Genomic DNA, 21,800 nt, shown 5'->3' with positions numbered 1-21,800 from the left:
TCTCCTGGCGAAAAAAAGCCCGCGCGCGGCGGGCCAGTTTGTTTGGCTTGCTCAGTTGTATGGAAATGGAAGTCCGGCGGTATTTACTACAAGTGCGCTGGGGCGTGGAGCTGATGCAGTGTTTAGCCAAGTGGTTTGAGAGACGCTTCGGCTCTGAGATGCCTGCCCCCCGGCCGCTGGACCAAACATGAAGGTCGCAGTGCCAATGCCTCCATATGCACCTTCGATAGTACTGTGACCAAAGCCAGGTCCAGGCGCCTCTGTACCCATGATAAGACCTCCGCCCCTGGACCAAGGAAGATGCACCGCGTATTCAACGCCAGCAGTCAGCGAGAATGTGTAATAAAAGTACGCAGATCGCGGAGACTCTGTGAAAGATTTACCCCCACCCAAGTATGGTGCAGGTGTACCCGATTCCAGACTCAAGTAAGGCGGCGGTGCCATGATTGACTGAACAACGTTCAGTGGTGGCTGCAAAGAGTTAAAGGAGATATCCCCATTCTCCAGATACGTCTTGAGATAAGGACCACCCGGAATATCATCACTCATAAGGTCAAAGCAATAGTATTTGACTGCAGTGGTCACACCGCAATAGTAGAAAGTGATACTGCCGTCAGGGTTGCGTGTAGAACCAACCCTGCAACCAGGCCCAACAATAAACACGATAGGTGATTTGGCTCCAACAAGAGTAAAACCATAGACATTGTCGGATGTGGCGTTGGGGCCTGTTACAACCGACTCGTTCCAGTTGCCGCCCCAGGCTGGGTCGACATTGCCACCTTTAAATGTGCGGCGCGACCAAGACTGCAGATATTGCAGGTATCCACTCTTTTTCAACCCGTAAGCAATGTATCTGGTATCAAAAAGAATGCTTCCGTCTTCCTTGCTGACAACAAGCTTAGGAGAGCTCATTAGTAATACCCATAGTAGATCCTGCAGTTTGCAGAAAAGAATCCCCAGCCATTTGTCGTGTACGAGTATGCCCAGCTAAGCGTTGTTCCCGATATCGCAACGGCTGGAGCCTTGCCTTTCTCCCTTGCAATATCAACCAGTGGCACAACTATGGGTATCGCTATTTTTCCCGGAGGAGGAAGCGGTATTTGAATACTACCGTTGACGGCACCTGTATCAACATAACCAACCGTTTGACTGATGCTCATTGTCATATCAAGGATGACTTGCCCGTCATCCTTCTTGATAGTTATCCCTACCATTTTACAAGCTCAGATCGATGGCAATGTTTCCATTGGCGTGATACATCTTGATCGACGTACTATTCATAACCATTCTTCCGTTGCTGCTCGTACCGTTGTTTTCAAATGTACCGTCCTTGCCGAGTTTCCACCCGGTCAGTCCGGATACATAACCTGTAGAACTGAGGTCGCCAACTTTCGCATTGGTGATTGAGCCGTCTTCAATGAATGCAGACTTGATGTAGGCCGCATTGTTCTGGACGACAAACGGATAGAACACATCGGTCGTGTTGGGATCGATGATCGCGAATCGACTGGCGGCGATCAGCACCTGGCTGGTGATGATCCCCTCGTCGTTCTCGACGCCAATACCGATGCCGGCCAGGTAAGGCTTTCCGTCCACCGTGAGCTGGGTCTTGATGCTGTACATCGCGGCAAGCTCAGTCTTGAGCGCATCGATTTCAATCTGCGCGCCGCCGCCGGAGTCGATCTTCTCCAGCAGGTGCTGGCTCAATTGGGTTTCTGTGATCTGGTCGTTGAGGTAGTCGAGGATCGGCCCAGCGTCGATCGAGGACTGCCCGGTAACCGAGCCATAGAACGCCCCCTCGTTGCCGATCCGATCCACCAGGCGCGCCCAGAAATAAAAGCGCACGCCGGCGGCCAGGCCCATGATTGTCAGGTCAGTTTGCGGGTTGGCGTAGTCGCCGAACTTCACCGCGGTGCCGATCTGGTTGGTCTGGCTGTACCAGATCTCCGTGCGCTGCAGGTCGGCCGTACTCAGCTCCTGAGGAATGCCCCACTTCAATTTGATGCCGAACACGATCGACTCGGCAGTGAGGAACGAAACCACCGGCGGCGGCGTTGTCTTGCCGTTGAGCACGGTTTCCATCGAAGTGGCGAACACTGAGCCAATGTCCAAGGAGTTGATGGCGCGCACCTTGGCCACGTACCGGCCGGCGTAGATACCGCTCACGTCAATCGACGTGGTTCCGGTGCGGCCAGCGAAAATCCAGTCGCCGTCATTCTTGCGCCAGTAGACCTCAAAGGCGATCGCGGCCTCCGGCCGGTCCCACTCGATCGTCATGACGCTGATTGCGCTGCCCTGGTCAACGAAGTGGTCATTGCTGACACTGACGGTAGCCGGGGGCTTCTGAACGCTCGGCGGGATCACGGTGACCGGCGGGCGCTCGATCCTGGTGCCATTATCAATCGCCGCGAACTTGCTCGCATTGTGCTTCACAGCGCTGATCGTGTACTTGATCTCTGTGTCGGAGAAGTCCTCCGCAACAGACATCACGCGGAACAACTGGGTTGCCAGGGTCGGCGAATCGATGGCCCACATCGAATGGGTCGGCGGCAGGGCGACAAGGTTCTCGGACAGCACCACCTGCTGGACGTCGGCAGGAAAGCCGGTGGTGTCCATCGTGATCGTCCCATTATCCCAGGTGATCCCATTGGCATCCCAGGTCACAGGGTAGCCGACGGTCTTGATGGTTCTGGAGATGGCCTTGCCGGTGGGCATGATCAGGGTGATGGTGTCGCCCGGGTATGCGGTGACATCCGCATCCAGGACCAGGGTGTCGAGCGTCGACGAGCGCAGCCGCCCGCCGATGCGCCGGCCAGCCCGGTCGTTGTCGGCTATCCGAATGATCTGTCCAGGCCGCGCCAGGGTGCCGTCCAGGCCGACAGAGAACCCCACGCTTTCCGTTTCTAATCGATTGGTCAGCAGAGCCCACTTGCCGATGCGCTGGGCCTGGGCCTGCGATGTGCAGCCGGTCGCCGTCAGTTCCGTCTGCTGGATGCCGTAACGGGCTATCCCTGGCTGATCATCGACATACTGGACCTTCTGCCGGTAGAAGTCGGCCGGATCGTTCCAGCTCACCAGGGCCACGGTATAGCGCGTCTTCTTGGCGGAACCGAAGTAGCCGAACTTCCCGTCTATGACGTTCGCATTCGAGTAGGTGTAGACAGGATCTTCTGGGATGTCGGCCACGGCCATCACCGAGCCGGCAGCCCAGTAGGCCATGCCTCGGAATGTCGTCGCCAGGTCCTGCAAGACCTTCAACGCATCAGCGCGCACCGACAGGTACAGATTGCAGGTGAACCGCGGCTCGGTACCACCCTTGCCGTCAGGGACCAGTTGGTCGCAGTACTGCCCGATGCGGTACAGCTCCCACTTGTCTACCTGGCCGGCATTGAGCAGGTGACCCAGGCCGTAGCGGAAATGCAGCAGCAGGTCATAGAAGATCCAGGCAGGGTTGTCGGTCCAGGCGGACTTGAACGTGCCGTCCCAGATGCCGTTGTAGAACCGGGTGTCCGGGTTGTAGTTGCTCGGCACACGGATGATCCGGCCGTAGAGGTCGAAGGACCTGGTCGGGATCGACTGGAACTGAGATGCATCAAACTGCAGGCCTACGACCGCCGAGCCCGGATAGCGCAGCTTGGCGTCGATCACTTCGGTGATAGCGTCGATGTTCGTCGTGTCCGCGATCGCGCCGCTGGTGCTGTTGGGGGTTTGGCGGGTTACCCTGATCTGCCAGCCGCTTGCCGCCGCAGGAAGATCGACACGGTGCGAGCGCTCGTACTTTGTGGTGGTCTTTCCGCTGAACGCGGCAGTGAGCACTTGCACGAACGGCCCCCCATCGGTAGCCACGTCGATCCGATACTGCACGGTGTAGCCGTTGGTATCGCCGTTGCTGGTGTTGGTCTGCGCCAGGCGCGGGACAGACAAGCGCACGCGCACGGCAGAGAGCTGCAGGTTCGTGATGGAGCGGGTCCACGGCTGGCCGAAGCGCAACTCGACACCGATCCCGACCTCGCTTTCGACTGCGGGGAATCCTGGGATGTGGTCCTGGTCCTGGCTGCCATAGCGCTTGTCGAGCGTCACGCCGCTGAAGTTGATGCTGCCGTCAGCATTGGCCAGCGGCGTCTCGTCGAGGTAGACCGAGCGCATATTGTCGGCCAGGCCCAAGATCTCGCCCTCGCTGACAAGATCGAGAATGCGCGCAAAGGCGGTGCTCTGCAGGTTGTCCGGGGCCTCAACTGCCGGGCGCGGCTTAGACTCGCCACCCTTGCTGCCGGCGATATGTGAACTGATCATGGCTTTCCTTCAGGCGAAAAAAAGCCCGCGATTGGCGGGCCTGGAAATGTCGGGTGGCTGGCTACATCTGGTTCTCGGCATAAATGCCGGCGCTGATCACCGCGCTGCCGACAATCATGCGGCCGTACAGCAACGGTACTGGGTTGCCCTGGACGCTGGTGTTGACCGGACCGTTGAAGCTGTAGCTTGGGCGGTTGTTGGGGCTGTCCTGCGTGCCCAGGCCTTTGGCTTGAGGGCTCAACATCTGAATCGCTCCACCGATCGCCAGCGCGGCCCCCATCTGCACTGCCCACGGCTGCTGGAAGATCGCACCAGCCACAATCAGCACTGCGCCGATGACTGTCTGTAGTAGTCCAGCACGCTTTGAACCAGCAATGACCGGAACAATTCTGACCACATCTTGGCCAGTCGGCTTCGCAAGGTCGTCCTCACCGATGTTCTCTTTTCCGTTGAAGATTGCGTATCGCATCCCTTTCCGGGAACTCTCGGCCATGTGTTTCTCGAATCCTGGGAACTGCCGGAAGTACCCCATGATGTCCCGGAACCCGCCGGCCGTAGTCATCCGGTGCCGGCGACCGAACATCCTTGCAAGCGACCCAGACAGCAAGACCGTCTGCATCTTTTCTGCACTCTCAACCATGTTACCTCCGGGCAATAAAAAACCGCCCGGAGGCGGTCTATAAGTAATTTTAACTAGTACTCAACATACGGCCCGATGTACAAACCATACATGTCGGAACTTGCACGAAATATAGTTTCTTGACCGGCCACAGAATTAGCCTGGACAGTCTGAGTAGCCTTCCCTGCGCAAAGGCCCGCACCAGCAAGTCCAAGGCCAACATTCAATGATCCTGGGCGTACGAAGAATGAGGCCTTCTGGCTGGTCCCGAGCTTAGCCGCTTTCTTTCCATCAATATAAACAATGAAATCGCAAGCCGATCCATTTATGCCGCTGTCCCTAACCACCGTCACAGTGCCGTAGGAGCCTGCAGGCTTTTCCTGAAAAGCAAAAACCTTATCGCTGGGTGCCCTCTCTGCCTGCTGAACAGTGATCGCATTCGAAGTACAACCGGCCAACAGGGCAAGTATCATCCCGCCAATCAATTTTCGCATCACTACCGCTCCTTGTGAGATCGGCAGACCATAGCACGTCAGCGCCTGGTGTACCGCCAGTAGCTGACGGTCACCTCGCCCCAGTACCCGCCGTAGGTGTCGCGCTTGCTGTTCCGGCCGTACAGGTGATGCAGGATCGATCCTGGTGCAGCGTGGTGCCCTGGCTCCGTCTTGAGCACGCCATCAGCCAGATAAACCCCGGCATGGTTCGGCACCGGTGACCGGATCTGCATCAACACGACGTCGCCGTGTTGCAGCGTTGCGACCTTCTCGAAGCCAGCGGCCGGCAGGTTCTCCAGGTAGAGATTGCCGCCCTTCTCCCACCAGCCGTCATCGCGCTCGTAATTGCCCAGGTCAATGCCCATCTCCCGCCGATAGAAGTCGAGGATGATGCTCAGGCAGTCGTGCACGCCGTGGGCGAACTTCCTGCCGATCAGCGGGGCCTCGTAACCGACCGGCTCGAAGCTCACCAGCTCGCCGGCCAGCACCTGTTCGTTGTCGCCCTTCCGGACTTCGACGATGTGCCAGGGCAGGCCTGAGGCCTCGCAGGACACCCGGTCGGCTTCGCTGGGCGTCGCCGGAAAGTCGGGGTGGCTGTGCACCACCGCCAGCACCTGGCCGCGGTCCTCGGCGGCGGCGTAGTCCTCCGGCGCCAGGCGGAAGTGTTCGCTCGGCGTCGATGCTGTGTTCCGGCACTCGACGTACACCTCCTTCCGGCCTTCGCGAATCACCAGCCCGCAGCACTCCCGCGGGTACTCTGCGATAGAGTGCCGCTCGATCGCGACGCGTGTCGACTTGTTCATGATTCAGGTCCTGATCAGGCCGGCGGCCGGGAAGCTGCCGTATGGAAGCGGGTTGTTCGCGCCGAAGCGCAGCTTGCAACTGTTCAGCCGGCCGCCGCATTTGTCCTTCGCCGCATCGGTGACGATGATGTCGTTCTCGTCGGCGACCGGTGGGCCGTTGTAGCCACAGTACGGGCCACGGTACCCGCCACAGCTCAGCCACCAACAGACATTGGCAACGATCTGCCGGCGCGGGAGCTGCACGCCCTGGAAGTCGAGCGCGGTGGCCAGCTCGAACGACACCACTTCGTTGCTCTCTCCCGACTTGCGCTCGACATACCAGATGTCCGGCGGTAACTCCTCTTCGGGGTCGGCCTCGGGCTGGCCATCCAGGTACTTGCCCAGCGTGCGGTGCCTGATCAGCTTGGCCCCCACCAGGTCCTCGAAGTACAACACCAGGGCGGTGATGAAGCCGCCGACGTTGCCGACAGAGAGGGTCGGTGTGGGCTGGCTACCCTGCCCCGTCATCTCGAAGCCTTCGGCCTTGATCGGCCAGGGCGAGTACTCATTGCCCTGCCAGAAGATCGAAGCCTGCTGCGGGTAACCGTGGAACCGGTAAAGCTCGGCGCCCAGCGACGTGGCATCGAGCTCGAAAAGCTCCACCCACGCGCCAGGCTCCAGGGTCTGGATATCTGCCGTGATTGGCATGGGGTTTCTCCAGTCAAAAATGCCCGCTCATAGCGGGCGGCGGTGTTTTATGCTGGCGCTACTGGACGCTTGCTGCTGTCGGGGAAATCAGGGTTGGTGCTTTTCCATTTTCGCAGGTCTAGCCAATACTTTTGCCACTGTTGGGCGGTGCCTGGGATATCCTGCTCGCCATACTCAATGGCGGTCACGGTCTGCTGGGCAATAGGCATTTGCTCGTCGCGCCACGCTAGTTCTGCATATGCCAGTTGCTCAGGAGTTGGATCTGGGTTCAGATGTTTTTCAATTTCGAACTGAGTCATTGGCCTAACGTCACTGGGTATCCAATCGTCCTGACTACCATCATCGGAGAAAGCAAAAACCTCTAAAGATGCTTCATTTATAAAATATTTCATATTAGGTTCGTAGCTCCGTCCACTTAAAGAGCGCTGGAGTGGCTGAAGACCCAGTCGGCGATACTGAATAGTTCTTCCCCGGCTGCACGGTAAATCTCCGTGAGAAGCGGAACCCCGATGCAGATACAGGAATGAGGGTCTGCCCCAGGCTGACCCCGTCGGTTGTGGGCTCCATGGCGAGCTGCCCCGATGAGGTTGAAGTGAAAATAACTTCGACTTCTATCCTGAACGGATCTGTATTCGTGTAGGTCGTACCGATTGCCCTGCTGGCAGTAACATCCTTGGGAGTTTGAGAGCTTACAACCGAAGAAGTTAGCTTAGAGTCCAGAACTGCTTTTAAATCAACCTGATCGGTCAGGTTTCCTGTGATCGCCCCCCAGACGCCGCCGTTCGCCTGCGATATCCAAGTGCCCAAGCTGCTCAGCACGCGCACTGCGGCGCCCGCCGGCGGCGCTGGGACCAGGCCCTTGACGCCATCACCCGAGGCGGTGGCGCCAGTCATTGTTGCGGTGTAGAAGGATGCGGCCTGGCCGTTCAATTTCGCAGAGTCTGCAGCAGTATCGCCAACACCCAGCTTCGCATTGATCTGCCCCTGTAGCTTTGCGAAGGCCTGAAGAATCGTGTCGCTGGCCAGGACCGCCGCATTGACCAGCGCCCCCAGGCCCGAAAGGACGGTGGAGCGCACACGGGCAGCAGTGAAGTAGAGGTTTGTCGGGCCTTCCGGCACCTGGTCGGTCGATCCCGGCGATGACGGGATCACAACATACGCGGTTCCACTCCAGCGCCACTGACGGGTCGGATTGCTCGGGCTGTCACCGTCATTGATCGCGATGTAGATCTTTCCCGACTCGCCAGTGGCTGGAAAATCTGCGCGGGTCGTGAACTCGAGGACGTCATCGACGAAGCTCGGGAGCTGGGCTGCCGGCACAACACCATCAACCAGTTGCGCGACTGACACGCCAACCGCCGAACCCGGCACAGCCGCATTGGCCTTGGCCTGGGCGGTAGCAGCATCTGCAACCCCTTTTTCCGCCCTCGCTTGGGCGGCAGCAGTGCGCGTGTCCAGCTCCGCGAAGTTGGCATTGATGACTTGGCCGCCAGACCGAAGATTTTGCCCGGCACCGTCATTCGGTGCCGAGCCAATATTGATCTGCTCAATGGTCATGGGTGGAAGGCCTGTTCGAAGGTTGCAGTCAGGGTGTAGACGTCGCCGCCCACGGCCTTGGGCTGGTACTCGGAACAACGGTAGAGAGCTTGCCCGCCAAGCGGATCAGTCCAGTAAAAGGGTGTGGCACCGGCCTGCCTGTCAAGGAAAGCCATGATCTCCTTGATGCGATCCTTCTTTCCAGAAAATGTCAGCGGCCACGACTGTGACCGGCTATTGATCCCGTCCTGGGCCCGCTGCTCATAGCCGTCACCGAACTTCGCAGATTTCGTGCGAAAGCTGATGGTCGCCGCCGGGTCGTTGTTGGGTGTCCAGGTGAATGTTTCAGTTGCCATGACTTCTCCTGGCGAAAAAGCCCCGCTACGGCAGGGCTTGGGTTACGAACGATTGTTGATGGCCGCCCAAATCTGGCCGCCGGGCCGCAAGTCTCTTGCGATCTGCTCCTGGGCGCCCTGCTTCGCTGACTTGGCATAGGCCTGGGCCACCGCCTGGCTATCTGCATCGTTGGGGTTTCCCTGTCCATCCGGAACAGAAAAACTCTGTTGGATGATCACCTGGTTGTTGCTGGATCCGCCCCCGCCTCCAACGGCGCGCACACCAAGAGCGCCGCCCGCGGTCCTTGTGAGCGGCATGATTGCCTCGTCACCGGCCTCCCCCATCACCCCGGTCTTGCCGTTAGCCATCCCGAATGCAGTCGGCTTGCTGACGATGCTGTTGGTGAAGGCCCCGCCGTCGGCGAACATCTGCACGCCGCGACTCCATGCTCCACCCAATGCCTGCGGAAAGTATGTCGACGAGTAGCCCGCGGATGATGCGCCGAGATTCGACGAAGCCGCGCCAGCAGATCCTGCTGCCAGCCCATTCCCCCCGCCGCCACCGAAGTAGGCACCCAGCGCAGAAGAGGCAATACCAAACAGCGCGCTGAGCCCCTGTGAGGCGGCTTGCCGCGCGGCGATCTTCGCCATATCCGCTAGCACCGACTTCGCGAAATCGGAGAATGACAGCTTGCCGGTCAGGGCGAAGTTGGCAATGGCATCTTCCATCGAGCTGAAAGCGCTGGTGAACAGGCTTTTCGTCTGCCCGGCGACGTCCCTGGCGCTCTCCAGATAGTTCTGCCATGCCGAGGAGGCGCCGGCAGTCCAATCGCCCTGGGCCGCGGACATATCGTTGTAATTGCTCACGGCAGTGTCGCGCAGCTTCTGCTGAGTAGCGGTGAGAGCTGCCAGCTTCTGGTTGTACTCATCGAGGCTCATGCCACGGGAGCCGTCACCATACTGGTTAGCCAGGTCCAGCTTCTGCTGGTTGATCCGATCATCGATGGCGTTCTGCTGATCCTGCAGGCCGCGTTGGCGGTCACCGAGGCCGAGGCTGCCGGCCGCACGCTGCCCTTGCTCGCGAAGCGTGTCGACCTGCAATTGCAAAGCCTTGGTATAGGCATTGACTGCATTTTCCTGGTTCTTCAGGCGCTCTTTTTCCTTGAGCTGCAGAACAGCTAGCTCGCTATCTGAGTCCTTCTGCGCCTTGACCATCGCCGCCCGCGCATCGGCGATCTTCTGGTCCAGCTGGATGCTCTGAGCGGCGGTAGTGGTCTTCTTGCCCTTGGCGGCCTCAAGCGCGGCGATCTCGGCCTCATAGGCTGCCGTGACTTGGTCGCGCTCGTTGCCTATCAGGGCCTCACGCCGCAGGAGGTAATCAGCCTGCGAAACGAGCCCCGCTTTCTGCGCCGCGTCCAGTTCCCTCTGGTAGTTTTTGTAGTTTGCCGTGATGGCCGCAAGATCGTTCTTCGCGTCGTTGAAACTGGTCAGATCGACCTGGGTTGCGGCAGCTTTCGGATCCTTGAACTTGTCGTTGATGTTCGCGATGTTCTTGTCGATCGTCGCCTGGGCAAGGCGCGGATCGTTGGGCGCGACCTTGCGGATATCGTCGAGCTGACGCTTGTAATCCTTGATCGCCTCGGTGCGCTTCTGCTCGTTCGTCCATGACGATTTGGTCAAGGCATCGATCTTGGCCATCGACGAAACTGCATCGCCCTGGGCCTTAGCCTGTTCGCCCTCCCACTTGGCGATATCGGATTGTGCCGCCTTCTGGTCCTCCAGCATGTTCAACTGGTTCTGGTAGTAATCGACCATTACCTGCTTGTTCTGAAAGAGCCCTACCTCTCCTTTTTGGGCTTGGGCGAGGTTTCTGCGAGCCTGATCGATGTCGGCACCAATATCTGGCCGACCAATGTTCTTCAGATTGTCCGCTGCGCGGGCGACCGCGTTGTAGCCTTTCTCCCAGAAGCTCAGGTTCTCCAGTATCTTCGGAGTGCGCTCGTTGATTGCGTCTGCATACGCTTCAGTTGCGAGCTTCACGGCACCGGCATGGTCGCCCTGCTCTTCCAGTGCAGCGATCTGCGAGTAGACCGAGGCCGTCAGGTAGTGATACTGCTCATTCAGCGCAGCAGAGGCTTTTACCGGCTCATCAGCCAGCTTGGAGAACTCAGCGACTGTCTCGCTTACCGCCTTGCCGGTGGCCTCCTGCATCGACACGGCGGCCTGGGTAATTCCCGTGAAACTCTCGCCGGCGATCTTCCCATTGTCGGCCAACAATGCCAACACGGCCGCTGCCTGGCCGGTGGTGCCAACCGTTGCGCTCACCTGGCGCGCCATATCGCCCAGCTGACCGGCGCTCACGCCGGCGAAGTTGCCTGTCAGCGTCAGGGCCTTGTTGTAATTGTCCTGCTCCTTGCCGCCCTGGTAGTAGGCCGCGGCCAATCCACCCACTGCCGCAGTGACAAGTGCGAGCGGCGCAAGCATGGCCAGAAGACCGGCGGCGGAAGCGCCTGCGCCAGCACCCAGCTGCACCACCGCCCGAACACCGCTACCCCAGTCGCCTGAAGACAGCGCATTGCCGAGCTGAATGACGTTTTCCTGCGCCTGGCGAGTACCGAGGCGCAACTTGTCGAAACCGGTCGCGGTCTTTTCGAGCTTCGCATAGTCCTTGTCGATCTTGCTCAGTGCACTGTTGTACTGCTCCTGGCTGATACGACCAGCATCCAGGTGCTTGCCCAACTGCTCGACCTGGCTATCCAGCTTGGACAGCCCGGCGGTGGCTGGATCAATCGCGCCCAGGAGCTTGCTCAGCGCCTTCTGCTCTTCCAGGGCTGACTTGGCCAGGGCCACCTGCTGCTTGTCGAGCTGGGCCGAAATCTTCGCAGCCTCGGCCTCTCCGTAGGCCCCTGTCTGCGTCAACTTGGTGAGGGCGTCTCGCTGCTTCGTCAGGTCCTGGGTGGTTTTCGCATTGGTGGAAAGCGATTTTTCCAGGGCCTGCATTTCGCTCATCAGGCTGGCGGCAGATTGCTCGGCCCGGCCGCCGGCCTTCGCCATCTCATCCAGGCTTGTTTTCGCCTGGATTGCATCGGCCGAGTCGATCTTGACGCCGAGTTCTGCAATGTTCATCGACTCACCTTGAATAAGCGCCCGTGGTTACGGGCTGTTTTCCCTTTCCTCCGCCATGACGCGCAGGGCCTCACCTTCCAGCACCTGCAGGTCAGGGAAGATTTCAGCGAGTTTCTTTTTCTTGATGCCAAGGAAGCCCGCGACATCGCGAATGCACGCGTAGTCGAGGCCGATTGCACCGCCAACGCCGACACGCCACTGTGTCGACATCCGGTTGAAGAGACTGAAGGCTGGCCAGTTGCAGGGCCAAACCTCGGTTTCCTCTTCCAGATCGCCGGGCGCCAAACCGAACATACCCACCAGCTCAGCCGAAGCCGGCGATGCGTACAGTGCGCGCGCGGCGTCTGTCAGTTTCCCAGGCGGGCCTGACTGAAGGCGCTCTGATAGGCGTCTACAACGGCCTCGGTGGCGCCTTGACACGACTTCACAAGTGCCAGGATGCTCTTGTCGTCGAACTTGTCGTCGAAGGCCCAGGCGGATACCAGGTCCTTGATCTGCTGCGCCTGCTGCTCGGTGTCCGCGGCGACGATTTGCGACAGCGTCGGATTTTCCCCGAGAGACTCGCGCATCTCGCCGCGCTTCACGCTCCACTCATCGAAGAGCGATGCGAGCTCTTCCCGGTCCCGATACTTGAATGTGAACTCGATCTTTTCGGGCTCACTGCCAACAATCGGGATCAGCACGAAGGCCTTGAACGTTGGGTTCTGTGCAATTTTGATCTTCGCCATGGGTTACGCCACCGCAGTCAGGTAGCGGGTCGGTTCGGACTGCAGGGCCAGGCTGACAGTGCGGGTAAGCAGGTTGTTACAGGACACGGCCGGCTGCTTGGAGAACGACGTATAGGTGCCGTACAACAGCATGTCGTTACCGGGCAGATTCAGGCGCGCCGCTTCGATCTGCTTGCCGGCGTCCGCCTTCAGAAGCACCCCGTTGAACGCCTGCGCCGGGTCGTCTGCAATCGTCAGCACCATGCTTGCTGCCGATTTATCAGTGGGGATCTGCTTGCCCTGGTCATCCTCGAGGAACACCACATCCAGGTAGTTCTGTTCGCCGCCGGAGAAGGCAACGTCGGAGATTTGCGGGATCTGCACCCAGGTCATCACCTTGCGCATCGTGCCCGCGCCGCCTGCCGCCGGGAAAACCTGAGTATCGGTGGTGTCGATACCTTCCAGGGTAATAGCCGTGGCAGTGGCCGCTTTCACGCGTACCACTTTGCTATCCAGCTTGCTCCAGCCGGAAGTGAGCAGAACGATATCGCCGGCGGCAATCGTGCCGCCGACAACAGTAGCCACCGCCTCGCTCGCATTGCTGATGGCAGCGAACGCCAGTGCCGCGCCGTAGGTTGCGGCGTGCTGGAAGGTGCCGCCGTTCGGGAGTTTGTAGCCCATGGGGATTTTCCTCTTTGCAGATATGAAAAAACCCGCTCAATGGCGGGTCTCTGGGTTTGCCCAATGGGCGGGATCAGTTCGTGTCGGCTCGGTACAAGAACGAGACCGGCACGGTGTAGGTGGAATCGCCGGTGATGCCGGGTCCTGGGTCGACTGGCGACATGGTCACCACAGTGACCGAGCCCTTCGTGTCCCTGGCGTATAGCGGGAACAGGTCTACCAGCTCGGTGGTGATCGGTCTGGTCTTGGTCTTGCCGGTGCCCGCCGGCGCGATGATGCTGACCTGAAACACGCCAGTGTACAGCCGGTGATCGCCGCCGAGCGTGTTGCTTGCGGTGTCGCCCGGGATCGTGAAGGCCCTCAGGTAAGTTTCGCCTGCCGCCGGCGTGTAGGCCGTGTTCTCAAAAACGATCTTGAGCTTCTCCGACCTGGCAGCGTTCCAGGCGATGAGCTTTGCCTCGTAGATCGAAGCGATAATTGCGTGACTCATACCTGGTTGTTCCTGATGGCCTCCAGCACGATCTGCTGGAAGCGAGCCACGGTTACCCGAACCATGCCGCCGGGGGCCTGGGTGGAATGGCCGAACTCAAGCGGAATCGCGTAGGGCAAGTTGTTTACGATGAAAGCCGTTTGCCCGGCCTTGAACTCGATTGCACCCGCCACAAGCCGTGCAGTCGCCTCAGCCCCTGTTGGGTCCGGATGAATACGGAAGCTGTTGTCGACAGAGCCAATGGAGAAATTCCAGTTCGCCCGAAAGCGCCCGCCGACATAGTCCTGACCGGCAACCAGGCCATTCACGTTGAAATTCTGGTCGCGCTCGGTCTTCGTCAGAGGCTTGGCGTATTTCACGCCTCGCTTGAGATTGCCGGCCTTCGTGAAGTTAGACTCGTTCAGGTTGATGAGCGTGTTGCGAACGGCAACTTTGAAGTCGTAGTCATCGGCAGCGCGGGAATTGGCCTCGCGATGAGCAACGTTGGCAGCCCATATTTCAGGGTTGCCCACCGGCGACATGCGAATGATGCTGCTACCAATCTCGATGATGATCTCGCGCAGGCTCGCGTCGATGGCTTCACTGGTCTGGGCAGCGAACTCTGCCAGGCTCAGGGCGAAGCTACCGGATTGGCCGGTGCCCGCCCGGCTCATGAACGCACCTGCAGTTCGTACAGTATCGGCGTGCCGGCGGGGTTCACTTCCTTCAGCGGCGGAACGATTGACCAGGTACGGCCCTGCGCTACCACCTTGTCGAGCAGGCCGGGCACCCAAGCCAACCCCTGCGCGGCGATCTTGAGCTTCTTGTCGCCCTGCCGGATCAGGCTGTTGTTCTGGAATTCGAGGCCGGTGAAGTCGAGCAGGATGCCCTGGGCAATTTGCTCGACGGTGGCGCCTGGCGCTTCGCCGCCCGTATCGGGGTCATACTCGCCTGGCTCCGTCTTGCTGATGGTCACCGGCTGGCCGAACTCTGAGATCATCTCCAGAGCCATCACGGCCATTTCGTCGTAGAAGGCCATGGTGGCTCCGTTTCAGCTATGCGCGCACTGCGAACAGACCGCGCTTCTGTAGGTAGTCAGCAAACTGGGTTGCGCTCGGCCGATCCGGCGCCGCCGGCAAAAGCCGGTTGCTGGTGGACGGGATCGCCGCATACTGCCGCGTCACCGCTCCCTCAACACGATCCAGCAGCACTGCACCTTTGCGCTTCTCCACCGGGTCGATGTCGTCCTGATGGATCTCGGCGGCCAGGGCCATCTGCCCGTACTGAATCCGCGCTGGCAGGTAGTTGTTCGGCTTGATCTCCTGATCCAGCAGTACTTCCCGGCGCGGCCAGGACAATCCCTGCTCGCTGCTGGTCTTTCGCCCCTTCCAGGTCATGCCGTCCATTGCCAGGGCGGCCCGGCGCAGTAGCGCTTCTTGCTCGGGAACACCGGTTGGTATGATCGCGCCGAACTTCACGGCATACATGGCCAGATCCTCCGCGCTCGCATAGCTTTCGGCGTCAGGCTTGCCGGTGCCGTCCTCGATGATGAGTGTCATGCGTCAACTCGCTGGAATGGTTTGAAGATTGGCCGCCGGAGGCCCGGCAGCCAAGTATTACTCCTTGGACAGGTCAGCGACGAGTTTTTCCAAAGATTCTTTCGAGGCGTTGGCACGGAAGCTCACGCCGGCGGCGGTCAGCTTGGCCTTCAGCTCGTCGGTTTCCGCCTCGGTGCCGCCAGCCTTCAAGGCTTCGATCTGGGCCAGAAGATCGACGAGCTGAGCTTTGAGCTGCGCAACCTTTTCAGCTTCGCCATCACGCTCAATGCGCAGGCTTTCGATGCCAGCATTTGCGGCTTCAAGCACCTGGTGCAGGCGCAACGCAGTATCACCTTCATCAGGGCGCACCAATTCGCCATTGGCGAAGCCTTCAACGATCAAGCCGATCGCCTCCAGCTCGCGACGCAAGCCGTCGTCCTTAAAGCCTGCCACCAAAACCACTTTGGGCGACTCCTTGACGGTGACATCAATGCCGACACCCTCGTAGGCAGCGACAATTTCAGGATGGTCGCCAACAACCACAACTTCGGTTGCATCACGCTCAACGCCGCGAAACAGGCGCGCGTCCCGGTAACGCTTGCCAGGCTCAAAGCCTTCAAGCTGGTTCGTGTAAATCAGTTCCATGGGGCTCTCCGTAGCAGCCATCGCTGGCCGCATCCAGGGTCAGGGATCAGCTACCGGAAGGTGGCGTGGAGGTCAGGTTGATCATCACGCCGGCGGTGACTTTGTTGCTGTCGGCATGTTTGGCCCAGTTGGCCGGCGAGCCGACGGCGGCCAGAGTTGGGTTGGCGCCGCCGACGGCGTCTTTCCAGCTATAGCCCAGCACGTCGATGTTCACGGTGCCTTCTGCGCGGTAGCCAACACCGAGGTTTTCCTCGTCGTTCACTGGGTACGAACGGAAGCCCGGCGCCTGGGATTCGGTGATAACCACAGCGTTCGGCAGCAGGCCGAAGATCACGTCTGCCGGCGCGGTGTCGGTCACCAGTACAGGCTTGCCGAGGGTGCCCGGCAGGCCGCCGTAGATCACGACGCCCGCTTCTTCGTAGATCTTGTTGGTGATCGCCTCGTCGACAATGTCGAAGTAGGCGCTGGAGTGCATGACCCAGAGAGCAATGCGGCCGAACTTGTCGCCGAACTTGCGCATACCGCGAGTCAGCGTCTTCTTGCCGTCGGTTTCGATGTTGGCCGAGACAACCATGCTGGCATTGGAGCCAATCGAGGCGCGCAGCGCGGCGGTGGCGTACTGAACGAAACCCTCCAAGGTCGCGTCGGCAACATCGGCACCGATGATCTGAGAGAACTCGTCAACCGGGCGACCGCGGCGCTTGAAAGCTTCTTCGGTGGTCTGGTACGGGCCGTACTTCCATGGAGCCTTAACGCCGACGGCCTCGCCAGCGCCAATTTTCTTGGCGGTAACTTTGCCGGTGGAGTTCACGTCGCGGTGCTCCAGCGATCCGCCGACCTTGTAGAAGGCGCGCTTGCGGAAGTCACCTTCAATCAGCTCGTTGTCGAGGACGATGGCGCCATTGGATGATGCGTTGAACACATCGAGATTGTCCTGGACACGCTCCAGGTATGCGGTTTGCGCCTCATCGTTGTAGATGATCAGGTCGCTATTAACGGTCGTTGGCATGTGTGAATCCCCTTACTTGGGCAATGCGAGATATGCGGTTTGGCCGTGCTTGCGCTGGTAGTCGCGCTTTTGCTCGGCGGTCATTTCGGAGCGCTTGAATGCAGCCTGGCCGCTACCCCCGCCCGGGGCTTGTGTGCCTGAAGCCCTTGGCCACAGGTGAGGTGCGCTTTCGCGCAGAGATTCCGCCCATTCGAGCGGAGTCAGAGGGGTTTTGCCGTCTTTGCCGAGGATGGTCTGGCCATTCTCGTCAACGGCGACAGCCTCGCCCTCTTCGTTCAGGGTGAACACGCCTTTGGCGCGCAGGATGATGTCGTCGGTTGCTTCGGTGAGCGCGCCAGCTTTCAGCGCTGCGCCGCGCACTGCGTCACCCAGGACTTTGCCCTGGAACTTGGCAGCGAAGGCTTCGGCCTTCTCGGCGCGGCCTGTGACGGCCTTCAACTGCTTGTCGAAGTCGCCACGCAGGCGCTCGGTGCGGCGATTGAACACCTCATCCACCTTGCCCTCGGTCAGCAGCTTGGTTTCTTCGTCCTGGCCCGCCTTGGTAAGCAGGCCGCGAACAGCGTCGATGTCCAGGCCTTCGAACTGGCCTTTCAGCTTGTCCAGTTCGCCCTTGATGGTCTTGTTGGAGCCGATCAGCTCCTGATTCTTGGACTTGAGGCCCGTCACCTCGGTATCCAAGTACTTCTGCACCTCTCCACCAAGGGCAGTTTTCAGTGCGGCAACTTGGGTTTCATCGAGGTTCAGGCCATGGGCGGCCGGATCAAAATCAAAAGGCATGGTGCGATCCCCTGGGGATTGGTTGGCCCGCCTGGCGGGCATAAAAAAGCCCCGGCTATGCCGAGGCGTGAAATGTGTGCGCCACGTTTGCGCGTTTGGCCTTTCGTGGCGCGGGTCAGTTGATGCCGGCGCGCTCAAAGGCGAGAGGCTCCAACCCTTTCATCTGCTGAAGTGTCAGCGGCGTGAAGTTGCGATCAAGTTGCAGCTCTGCGAAGCGCCCCACGGACAGCCCACCCTCCCGAAACAGCTTGCCCCGGACCGGCCCAATGGCTACATCCTGAAACGCTGCGGGCTGAAGCTGAAGCCAGTGGTAGTAGTCGAGGTCGGCACTTACCTGCTTACCGCCATCCGCGCCAACCGAGGCCCGCGTAGCGCCCTTGGCGAACATCGCGCTGAGCTTCGTCAGCAGGATGAAGGTGGTGCGGCAGTTCGGGTGAAACGGCGGCCTTGGGCCGGAATCCACCGGAAACTTGCGCTTATCCATCGAGCGGCATTGCTGGCTGGTCTTGCTGTCCAGCGTGGCCACCATCTGGATCTCTTCAACGATATCCGTGTTGGCCTTGGCCACTTCCATACGGGCCTGGGACGACACATGCTGAATCGCGGTGTGCACAACCGTGCTGGCGTTGCGGTTGGTTGTGGCGAGGATGCCATCCTTGTAACCCGCCGCCTTGGTGCCGCGAATATTGCGGATGATCTGGAAGTTCGTCTGCCCCTCGAAGAAGCCCTGGCGGATCGTGCCAGTAACGCGCTCGCGCTCGGCGCCAGTCCACCCCTTGATGAAGGCCTTAAGCAGTTTCCCGCCGCTGGTGCCACGCACGCTGAGCGGGTTTGTCAGCACCGCCGTACGGATTGCCGTAGCTGTTGGGGCTGCCACATCAAGCGACACGCCAACCGGACTAGACCGGCTCAGGCTGGCGACCTCAAACTGAGCCTCGTAGTTGGCGATGTCGATCAGGTCGAGATTCAGTTGCGCGCTGTACCGGTCGAAGATACCCAACAGCAGGCTGTCGACCTCATCCAGCAGAGCCTCAAGGCGCCTGACGTTGTACTCAGTCAGGTCTGACTGTGTTAGCCGGTCACGAATCGAACGGTCAATCTCCTTGAGGAAGGGGGCGAACTTGCCAACCTCCCCCGCTTTCAGCTTTTCGAGGAAGACCGCGTGCCGGATCGTGGCATCAAGCACTGCCGGATTTACCGCCATTTTGGTTGTCCTCGTCGTCCAGGCCCAGGCCGTCGCCCTGCTCCTGCAACTCGCTGTCGATCTGTAGGTCCGTGCGCTCTGGCGCGATCAGGCCCAACTTGCGCAGGTAAGACCGCAAGTCGGCCTTGGCGAAGCCACCGTTCTGCCAAAGCCCTACCAGCGCAGAGATCATCTGCGGATCGGCCGTCAGCTCGACGAACTCCTGATTGACCTGATAAGCGACCTTGTCGTCGGCAACACCCATGTAGGTGCAGCACCACATGATCGCCCGGGTGTAAGCCTCGCTGACGTTTGCCACGCAACCCGCAAGCACCGACGTGGACGCCGATTGGTCGCCGCGTGCCTCGGTTGCCGTCTTGGACGACAGAGACGCAACAACCATCCGGGCACCCAGCTCAATCATCATCTGGTTCTTGTCGCCCATCGCCTCTTTGACCAATGTGTTCGGCGTGGGCTGTGCGTAGCCGAACTGGCCACCGACCGGAAGCATCATTGGCGCCCTGGAGCCGACGTAAATGCCGTTCTTCTCCATCCAGTCGCGCCACTGCTCGTCCAAGCCAGAGATCCATGGTTGCGCCTGACCACACCAGAAGACACTGTCCTCATAGTCAGCGCTGTTCCGGTAATGGCCCAGGTTAATCATGGCGATGTCGTAGAGCGGCGACTCATCGATGGTCGGGTCGTTGTTCTGCGCTCCGACGAAGGTGAACGGGATCTCCTTGAGGCGCCCAGTGACACCCTCAGGCCTGAACTCTTCGGTGACTACCAGCGGCCCGCCATTCTCAGGCCCTGATCGGCGCCAAACGCGACAGACAAAGCCGTCTTCCTCCAGCGCCAATTCCCGGTACTGCTCAACCGTCTTATAGCCAAAGCCGTCAGGGATCTCCGGCGACTCGCGCAGCACCACCAGCGTCAGCACGCTGTGGCCGTTAACCATGCCCGTGCGCCAGTTGATGATGTCTTCGGCGCAGTAGGACAGGATCACCGAGTGCCCGCCAACACCATCATCCTGGTGATAGTCGACGTACAGGCCGTGCCGACCGGCCTCCAGAACCTTTTCCAAGGTGCCCTGGGAATGCTGATAGATGCTCACGCCGGAGCCATTGGCGTTGTCCTGCAAGTACTCCAGTTTCTTCGGCACGGTCAGTGTCGGATCTTTGTGGAAGGCCAGGCCCAGCAGCCCGTTGCGGGTGTGACCAGTGGCGTTCTTGAACACTGCCCGCTCGCGGTAGGCCCGGTTGCGGTCTGCGTTTTCCGGCGACTTGTCGTGGGCGTTGATGTACGGCAGTCGATCGACAACCCGGTGCTGCCCGGCGCAGACGTCGCGCACGGTCGCCCAGCGGTCCAGCACAGCCTTGTATTCCGCCCGCTTGAAGGAGACGTCGTTGCTCATCGGGCGAATCCCATTTTGATTGATGTGACCGGCTTCCTCGCGCTCTTGGAGACGGCGAAGTACCGGAATCCGTCGGAGCCGTGAGAGGTCCAGTCGTGAAGCGGCTTGTCTTTCCAGCAGCCACGCTTGTCGTCCCACTCCTTGCGGTAGTTCTCAAGGCAGGCGATGCCTTCCTCGCACTTCGATTCATCGAACACGCACTTGGGCAGGATCTCGCGAACCTGCTCAATGCCGTCGTTGATTCCAAGCTTCGGGACAACCTGAAACGTCATGCTGTATTTCTGGCCGTCGATCTCGTAGCCCTCGCGGGCCAGCTCCCGGCGAGTCTTGGCATCACTACCAAACTCCCGGTTGTCGATGTCGTGCGGGCCCCAGTGCTCGGAGTAGGTGTAACCCTTGTCCTTGAGCACCTTCATGTAATGGCGCAAGCCTTCGCCGCTGTTTTCGTAGTAGTCGATGACGTGAAACTCTTCGCCTACCTGGCGCACGAACCAGATGGCCGTGGAGTCGCCGACGCCGATGTCCCAGAAGGTCATCACGGGCAGGTGCTTGTTGTCCGGGATCGCGCCAATGCGCTGAGCAGCGTAAAGCTTGGTGAATTGCTGCGCGTAGTAGGCGCCCTCGACCGACTGCTGGAAGGCTTCGACGGGTATCGACGGGTACTCCCGCTTCATGTCGTCGCCGAGCGTCTTCTCCTTGGCTGCGTACCAGGCGCGCTGACCGTCATTGGTGACGATGCCGTGCTTAGCGTGCAGCTCGCTGAAGTAGTCGGTCAGGCGCTGCGGGATGACCACATCGGACGGATCAAGCCAGTAGGCTTTGTTGTTCCACCAACTGAAGAAAAAGAACTTCCAGTCGAGCAGGCCCAGCGGCACGCCAGAGAGCTGTTGCCGCTCTGCTGACTGGCTGTAATCGAAGAAATAGCCAGCTCGACCTTCTGCCGTCGACTCGATAGTGACGAAACATTCAGCAGCTACGGCCTCAAATGCGCCGGTAACGATCTCCCGCGCCTTGTGCGGGAACTTGGCGCAGATCTTCCCGAACTCGGACACATGCAGATAACGCAGCGTTCCGCCCCGGAACGAGGTAGAGACGTAAAGCGAGCCGCCCTTGTTGAACACCAGCTCACCGGCAGCATCATTTCGCGCCGGGTTGGCAGCGCGCAGCTCTTTCGGCAGGTTGTCGTAGGCGTACTTCACCTTTTCGCGGAAAAGGCGCTTGGCGTCGTTCAGCGTGTGAGCAATCAAGGCGCACTTCGCCGCCTCAAACAACGCCGCATCCAACTGGACGATGCACACCAGCGTCGTAAAACCCAACTGACGAGCTTTCAGGATGATGTTTCGGGTGTGCATACCCTGGAAGTAATCGATCTGCTCCTGCGTCATGCGGAAGCGAACCTTCTTCCCCTGCTTGTCGGTGATGAAGTAGAGGTTATTCAGTCGCCAGAACCGATCCCGAAGCAGCTTCATGTGCTCGGGCTTCAT

At 59.8% G+C, this 21,800-nt stretch carries 23 protein-coding genes; all 23 read right to left on the bottom strand.

Features of this window, described 5'->3' with window-relative positions:
• Positions 1-51 precede the first annotated feature (51 nt).
• Positions 52-912, bottom strand: a complete 861-nt coding sequence (locus tag KI243_RS13395; RefSeq protein ID WP_244861857.1) for a hypothetical protein — start codon at positions 910-912, stop codon at positions 52-54.
• Between the two features lie 303 nt (positions 913-1,215).
• Complete coding sequence (locus KI243_RS13390) at positions 1,216-4,293, bottom strand: host specificity protein J (RefSeq protein ID WP_212810985.1); 3,078 nt, start codon at positions 4,291-4,293, stop codon at positions 1,216-1,218.
• 61 nt (positions 4,294-4,354) lie between these two features.
• The gene (locus KI243_RS13385) at positions 4,355-4,933 is read right to left on the bottom strand and encodes a tail assembly protein (RefSeq protein ID WP_212810984.1); all 579 of its coding nucleotides are present in this window, start codon (positions 4,931-4,933) and stop codon (positions 4,355-4,357) included.
• A gap of 53 nt (positions 4,934-4,986) precedes the next feature.
• A complete protein-coding gene (locus KI243_RS13380) occupies positions 4,987-5,406 on the bottom strand; it encodes a hypothetical protein (RefSeq protein ID WP_212810983.1) in 420 nt (139 codons plus the stop codon).
• 38 nt (positions 5,407-5,444) lie between these two features.
• Positions 5,445-6,209, bottom strand: a complete 765-nt coding sequence (locus KI243_RS13375) for a Mov34/MPN/PAD-1 family protein (protein WP_212810982.1) — start codon at positions 6,207-6,209, stop codon at positions 5,445-5,447.
• Between the two features lie 3 nt (positions 6,210-6,212).
• Positions 6,213-6,896: a phage minor tail protein L gene (locus KI243_RS13370; protein ID WP_212810981.1), complete on the bottom strand. Its 684-nt coding sequence runs from the start codon at positions 6,894-6,896 to the stop codon at positions 6,213-6,215.
• 47 nt (positions 6,897-6,943) lie between these two features.
• The gene (locus KI243_RS13365; protein WP_212810980.1) at positions 6,944-7,288 is read right to left on the bottom strand and encodes a hypothetical protein; all 345 of its coding nucleotides are present in this window, start codon (positions 7,286-7,288) and stop codon (positions 6,944-6,946) included.
• Between the two features lies 1 nt (position 7,289).
• Complete coding sequence (locus KI243_RS13360) at positions 7,290-8,453, bottom strand: hypothetical protein (protein ID WP_212810979.1); 1,164 nt, start codon at positions 8,451-8,453, stop codon at positions 7,290-7,292.
• Complete coding sequence (locus KI243_RS13355) at positions 8,450-8,788, bottom strand: phage tail protein (RefSeq protein ID WP_212810978.1); 339 nt, start codon at positions 8,786-8,788, stop codon at positions 8,450-8,452. The genes KI243_RS13360 and KI243_RS13355 overlap by 4 nt, the downstream gene beginning before the upstream one ends.
• A 42-nt stretch (positions 8,789-8,830) precedes the next feature.
• On the bottom strand, positions 8,831-11,893 hold the full coding sequence (locus KI243_RS13350) for a phage tail tape measure protein (protein WP_212810977.1): 3,063 nt from the start codon (positions 11,891-11,893) through the stop codon (positions 8,831-8,833).
• A gap of 27 nt (positions 11,894-11,920) precedes the next feature.
• Positions 11,921-12,187 carry a DUF1799 domain-containing protein gene (locus KI243_RS13345; protein WP_178990321.1) on the bottom strand — a complete coding sequence of 89 codons (267 nt, stop codon included), beginning with the start codon at positions 12,185-12,187 and terminating at the stop codon, positions 11,921-11,923.
• Positions 12,188-12,240: 53 nt separating this feature from the next.
• Positions 12,241-12,621, bottom strand: coding sequence for a phage tail assembly chaperone (locus tag KI243_RS13340; RefSeq protein ID WP_212810976.1), 381 nt, complete (start codon positions 12,619-12,621; stop codon positions 12,241-12,243).
• Positions 12,622-12,624: 3 nt separating this feature from the next.
• Positions 12,625-13,281: a phage tail protein gene (locus KI243_RS13335; protein WP_212810975.1), complete on the bottom strand. Its 657-nt coding sequence runs from the start codon at positions 13,279-13,281 to the stop codon at positions 12,625-12,627.
• A gap of 73 nt (positions 13,282-13,354) precedes the next feature.
• Positions 13,355-13,771: a phage tail terminator-like protein gene (locus tag KI243_RS13330; protein WP_212810974.1), complete on the bottom strand. Its 417-nt coding sequence runs from the start codon at positions 13,769-13,771 to the stop codon at positions 13,355-13,357.
• Positions 13,768-14,424: a hypothetical protein gene (locus tag KI243_RS13325; protein WP_212810973.1), complete on the bottom strand. Its 657-nt coding sequence runs from the start codon at positions 14,422-14,424 to the stop codon at positions 13,768-13,770. Before KI243_RS13325 ends, KI243_RS13330 begins: the two co-directional genes overlap by 4 nt.
• Positions 14,421-14,789 (bottom strand): hypothetical protein, encoded by a 369-nt coding sequence (locus tag KI243_RS13320; RefSeq protein ID WP_212810972.1) that lies wholly within the window; start codon positions 14,787-14,789, stop codon positions 14,421-14,423. Before KI243_RS13320 ends, KI243_RS13325 begins: the two co-directional genes overlap by 4 nt.
• A 16-nt stretch (positions 14,790-14,805) precedes the next feature.
• A complete protein-coding gene (locus KI243_RS13315) occupies positions 14,806-15,309 on the bottom strand; it encodes a DnaT-like ssDNA-binding protein (RefSeq protein ID WP_212810971.1) in 504 nt (167 codons plus the stop codon).
• A gap of 57 nt (positions 15,310-15,366) precedes the next feature.
• Positions 15,367-15,933 carry a hypothetical protein gene (locus tag KI243_RS13310; RefSeq protein WP_212810970.1) on the bottom strand — a complete coding sequence of 189 codons (567 nt, stop codon included), beginning with the start codon at positions 15,931-15,933 and terminating at the stop codon, positions 15,367-15,369.
• A 46-nt stretch (positions 15,934-15,979) separates the two neighbouring features.
• A complete protein-coding gene (locus tag KI243_RS13305) occupies positions 15,980-16,942 on the bottom strand; it encodes a major capsid protein (protein ID WP_212810969.1) in 963 nt (320 codons plus the stop codon).
• A gap of 12 nt (positions 16,943-16,954) precedes the next feature.
• Positions 16,955-17,719: a hypothetical protein gene (locus KI243_RS13300; RefSeq protein ID WP_212810968.1), complete on the bottom strand. Its 765-nt coding sequence runs from the start codon at positions 17,717-17,719 to the stop codon at positions 16,955-16,957.
• 115 nt (positions 17,720-17,834) lie between these two features.
• The gene (locus KI243_RS13295) at positions 17,835-18,923 is read right to left on the bottom strand and encodes a minor capsid protein (protein WP_212810967.1); all 1,089 of its coding nucleotides are present in this window, start codon (positions 18,921-18,923) and stop codon (positions 17,835-17,837) included.
• Positions 18,898-20,316: a DUF4055 domain-containing protein gene (locus tag KI243_RS13290; protein ID WP_212810966.1), complete on the bottom strand. Its 1,419-nt coding sequence runs from the start codon at positions 20,314-20,316 to the stop codon at positions 18,898-18,900. Before KI243_RS13290 ends, KI243_RS13295 begins: the two co-directional genes overlap by 26 nt.
• Positions 20,313-21,800, bottom strand: a complete 1,488-nt coding sequence (locus KI243_RS13285) for a terminase (protein WP_212810965.1) — start codon at positions 21,798-21,800, stop codon at positions 20,313-20,315. Before KI243_RS13285 ends, KI243_RS13290 begins: the two co-directional genes overlap by 4 nt.

It is taken from the genome of Pseudomonas sp. Ost2 (genome assembly GCF_018326065.1).
Classification (GTDB): Bacteria; Pseudomonadota; Gammaproteobacteria; order Pseudomonadales; family Pseudomonadaceae; genus Aquipseudomonas; species Aquipseudomonas gingeri.
The sequence above is the reverse complement of the archived record's forward strand: the minus strand, read 5'-3'. Positions and strand labels throughout refer to the sequence as shown.

Coding starts and splice junctions, on each gene's coding strand:
- KI243_RS13375 (WP_212810982.1), bottom strand. CDS start 6,209: ATGAACAAGTCGACACGCGTCGCGATCGAGCGGCACTCTATCGCAGAG.
- KI243_RS13355 (WP_212810978.1), bottom strand. CDS start 8,788: ATGGCAACTGAAACATTCACCTGGACACCCAACAACGACCCGGCGGCG.
- KI243_RS13360 (WP_212810979.1), bottom strand. CDS start 8,453: ATGACCATTGAGCAGATCAATATTGGCTCGGCACCGAATGACGGTGCC.
- KI243_RS13310 (WP_212810970.1), bottom strand. CDS start 15,933: ATGGAACTGATTTACACGAACCAGCTTGAAGGCTTTGAGCCTGGCAAG.
- KI243_RS13335 (WP_212810975.1), bottom strand. CDS start 13,281: ATGGGCTACAAACTCCCGAACGGCGGCACCTTCCAGCACGCCGCAACC.
- KI243_RS13395 (WP_244861857.1), bottom strand. CDS start 912: ATGAGCTCTCCTAAGCTTGTTGTCAGCAAGGAAGACGGAAGCATTCTT.
- KI243_RS13365 (WP_212810980.1), bottom strand. CDS start 7,288: ATGAAATATTTTATAAATGAAGCATCTTTAGAGGTTTTTGCTTTCTCC.
- KI243_RS13330 (WP_212810974.1), bottom strand. CDS start 13,771: ATGAGTCACGCAATTATCGCTTCGATCTACGAGGCAAAGCTCATCGCC.
- KI243_RS13285 (WP_212810965.1), bottom strand. CDS start 21,800: ATGAAGCCCGAGCACATGAAGCTGCTTCGGGATCGGTTCTGGCGACTG.
- KI243_RS13325 (WP_212810973.1), bottom strand. CDS start 14,424: ATGAGCCGGGCGGGCACCGGCCAATCCGGTAGCTTCGCCCTGAGCCTG.
- KI243_RS13290 (WP_212810966.1), bottom strand. CDS start 20,316: ATGAGCAACGACGTCTCCTTCAAGCGGGCGGAATACAAGGCTGTGCTG.
- KI243_RS13320 (WP_212810972.1), bottom strand. CDS start 14,789: ATGGCCTTCTACGACGAAATGGCCGTGATGGCTCTGGAGATGATCTCA.
- KI243_RS13385 (WP_212810984.1), bottom strand. CDS start 4,933: ATGGTTGAGAGTGCAGAAAAGATGCAGACGGTCTTGCTGTCTGGGTCG.
- KI243_RS13350 (WP_212810977.1), bottom strand. CDS start 11,893: ATGAACATTGCAGAACTCGGCGTCAAGATCGACTCGGCCGATGCAATC.
- KI243_RS13295 (WP_212810967.1), bottom strand. CDS start 18,923: ATGGCGGTAAATCCGGCAGTGCTTGATGCCACGATCCGGCACGCGGTC.
- KI243_RS13390 (WP_212810985.1), bottom strand. CDS start 4,293: ATGATCAGTTCACATATCGCCGGCAGCAAGGGTGGCGAGTCTAAGCCG.
- KI243_RS13380 (WP_212810983.1), bottom strand. CDS start 5,406: ATGCGAAAATTGATTGGCGGGATGATACTTGCCCTGTTGGCCGGTTGT.
- KI243_RS13315 (WP_212810971.1), bottom strand. CDS start 15,309: ATGACACTCATCATCGAGGACGGCACCGGCAAGCCTGACGCCGAAAGC.
- KI243_RS13300 (WP_212810968.1), bottom strand. CDS start 17,719: ATGCCTTTTGATTTTGATCCGGCCGCCCATGGCCTGAACCTCGATGAA.
- KI243_RS13345 (WP_178990321.1), bottom strand. CDS start 12,187: ATGTTCGGTTTGGCGCCCGGCGATCTGGAAGAGGAAACCGAGGTTTGG.
- KI243_RS13370 (WP_212810981.1), bottom strand. CDS start 6,896: ATGCCAATCACGGCAGATATCCAGACCCTGGAGCCTGGCGCGTGGGTG.
- KI243_RS13340 (WP_212810976.1), bottom strand. CDS start 12,621: ATGGCGAAGATCAAAATTGCACAGAACCCAACGTTCAAGGCCTTCGTG.
- KI243_RS13305 (WP_212810969.1), bottom strand. CDS start 16,942: ATGCCAACGACCGTTAATAGCGACCTGATCATCTACAACGATGAGGCG.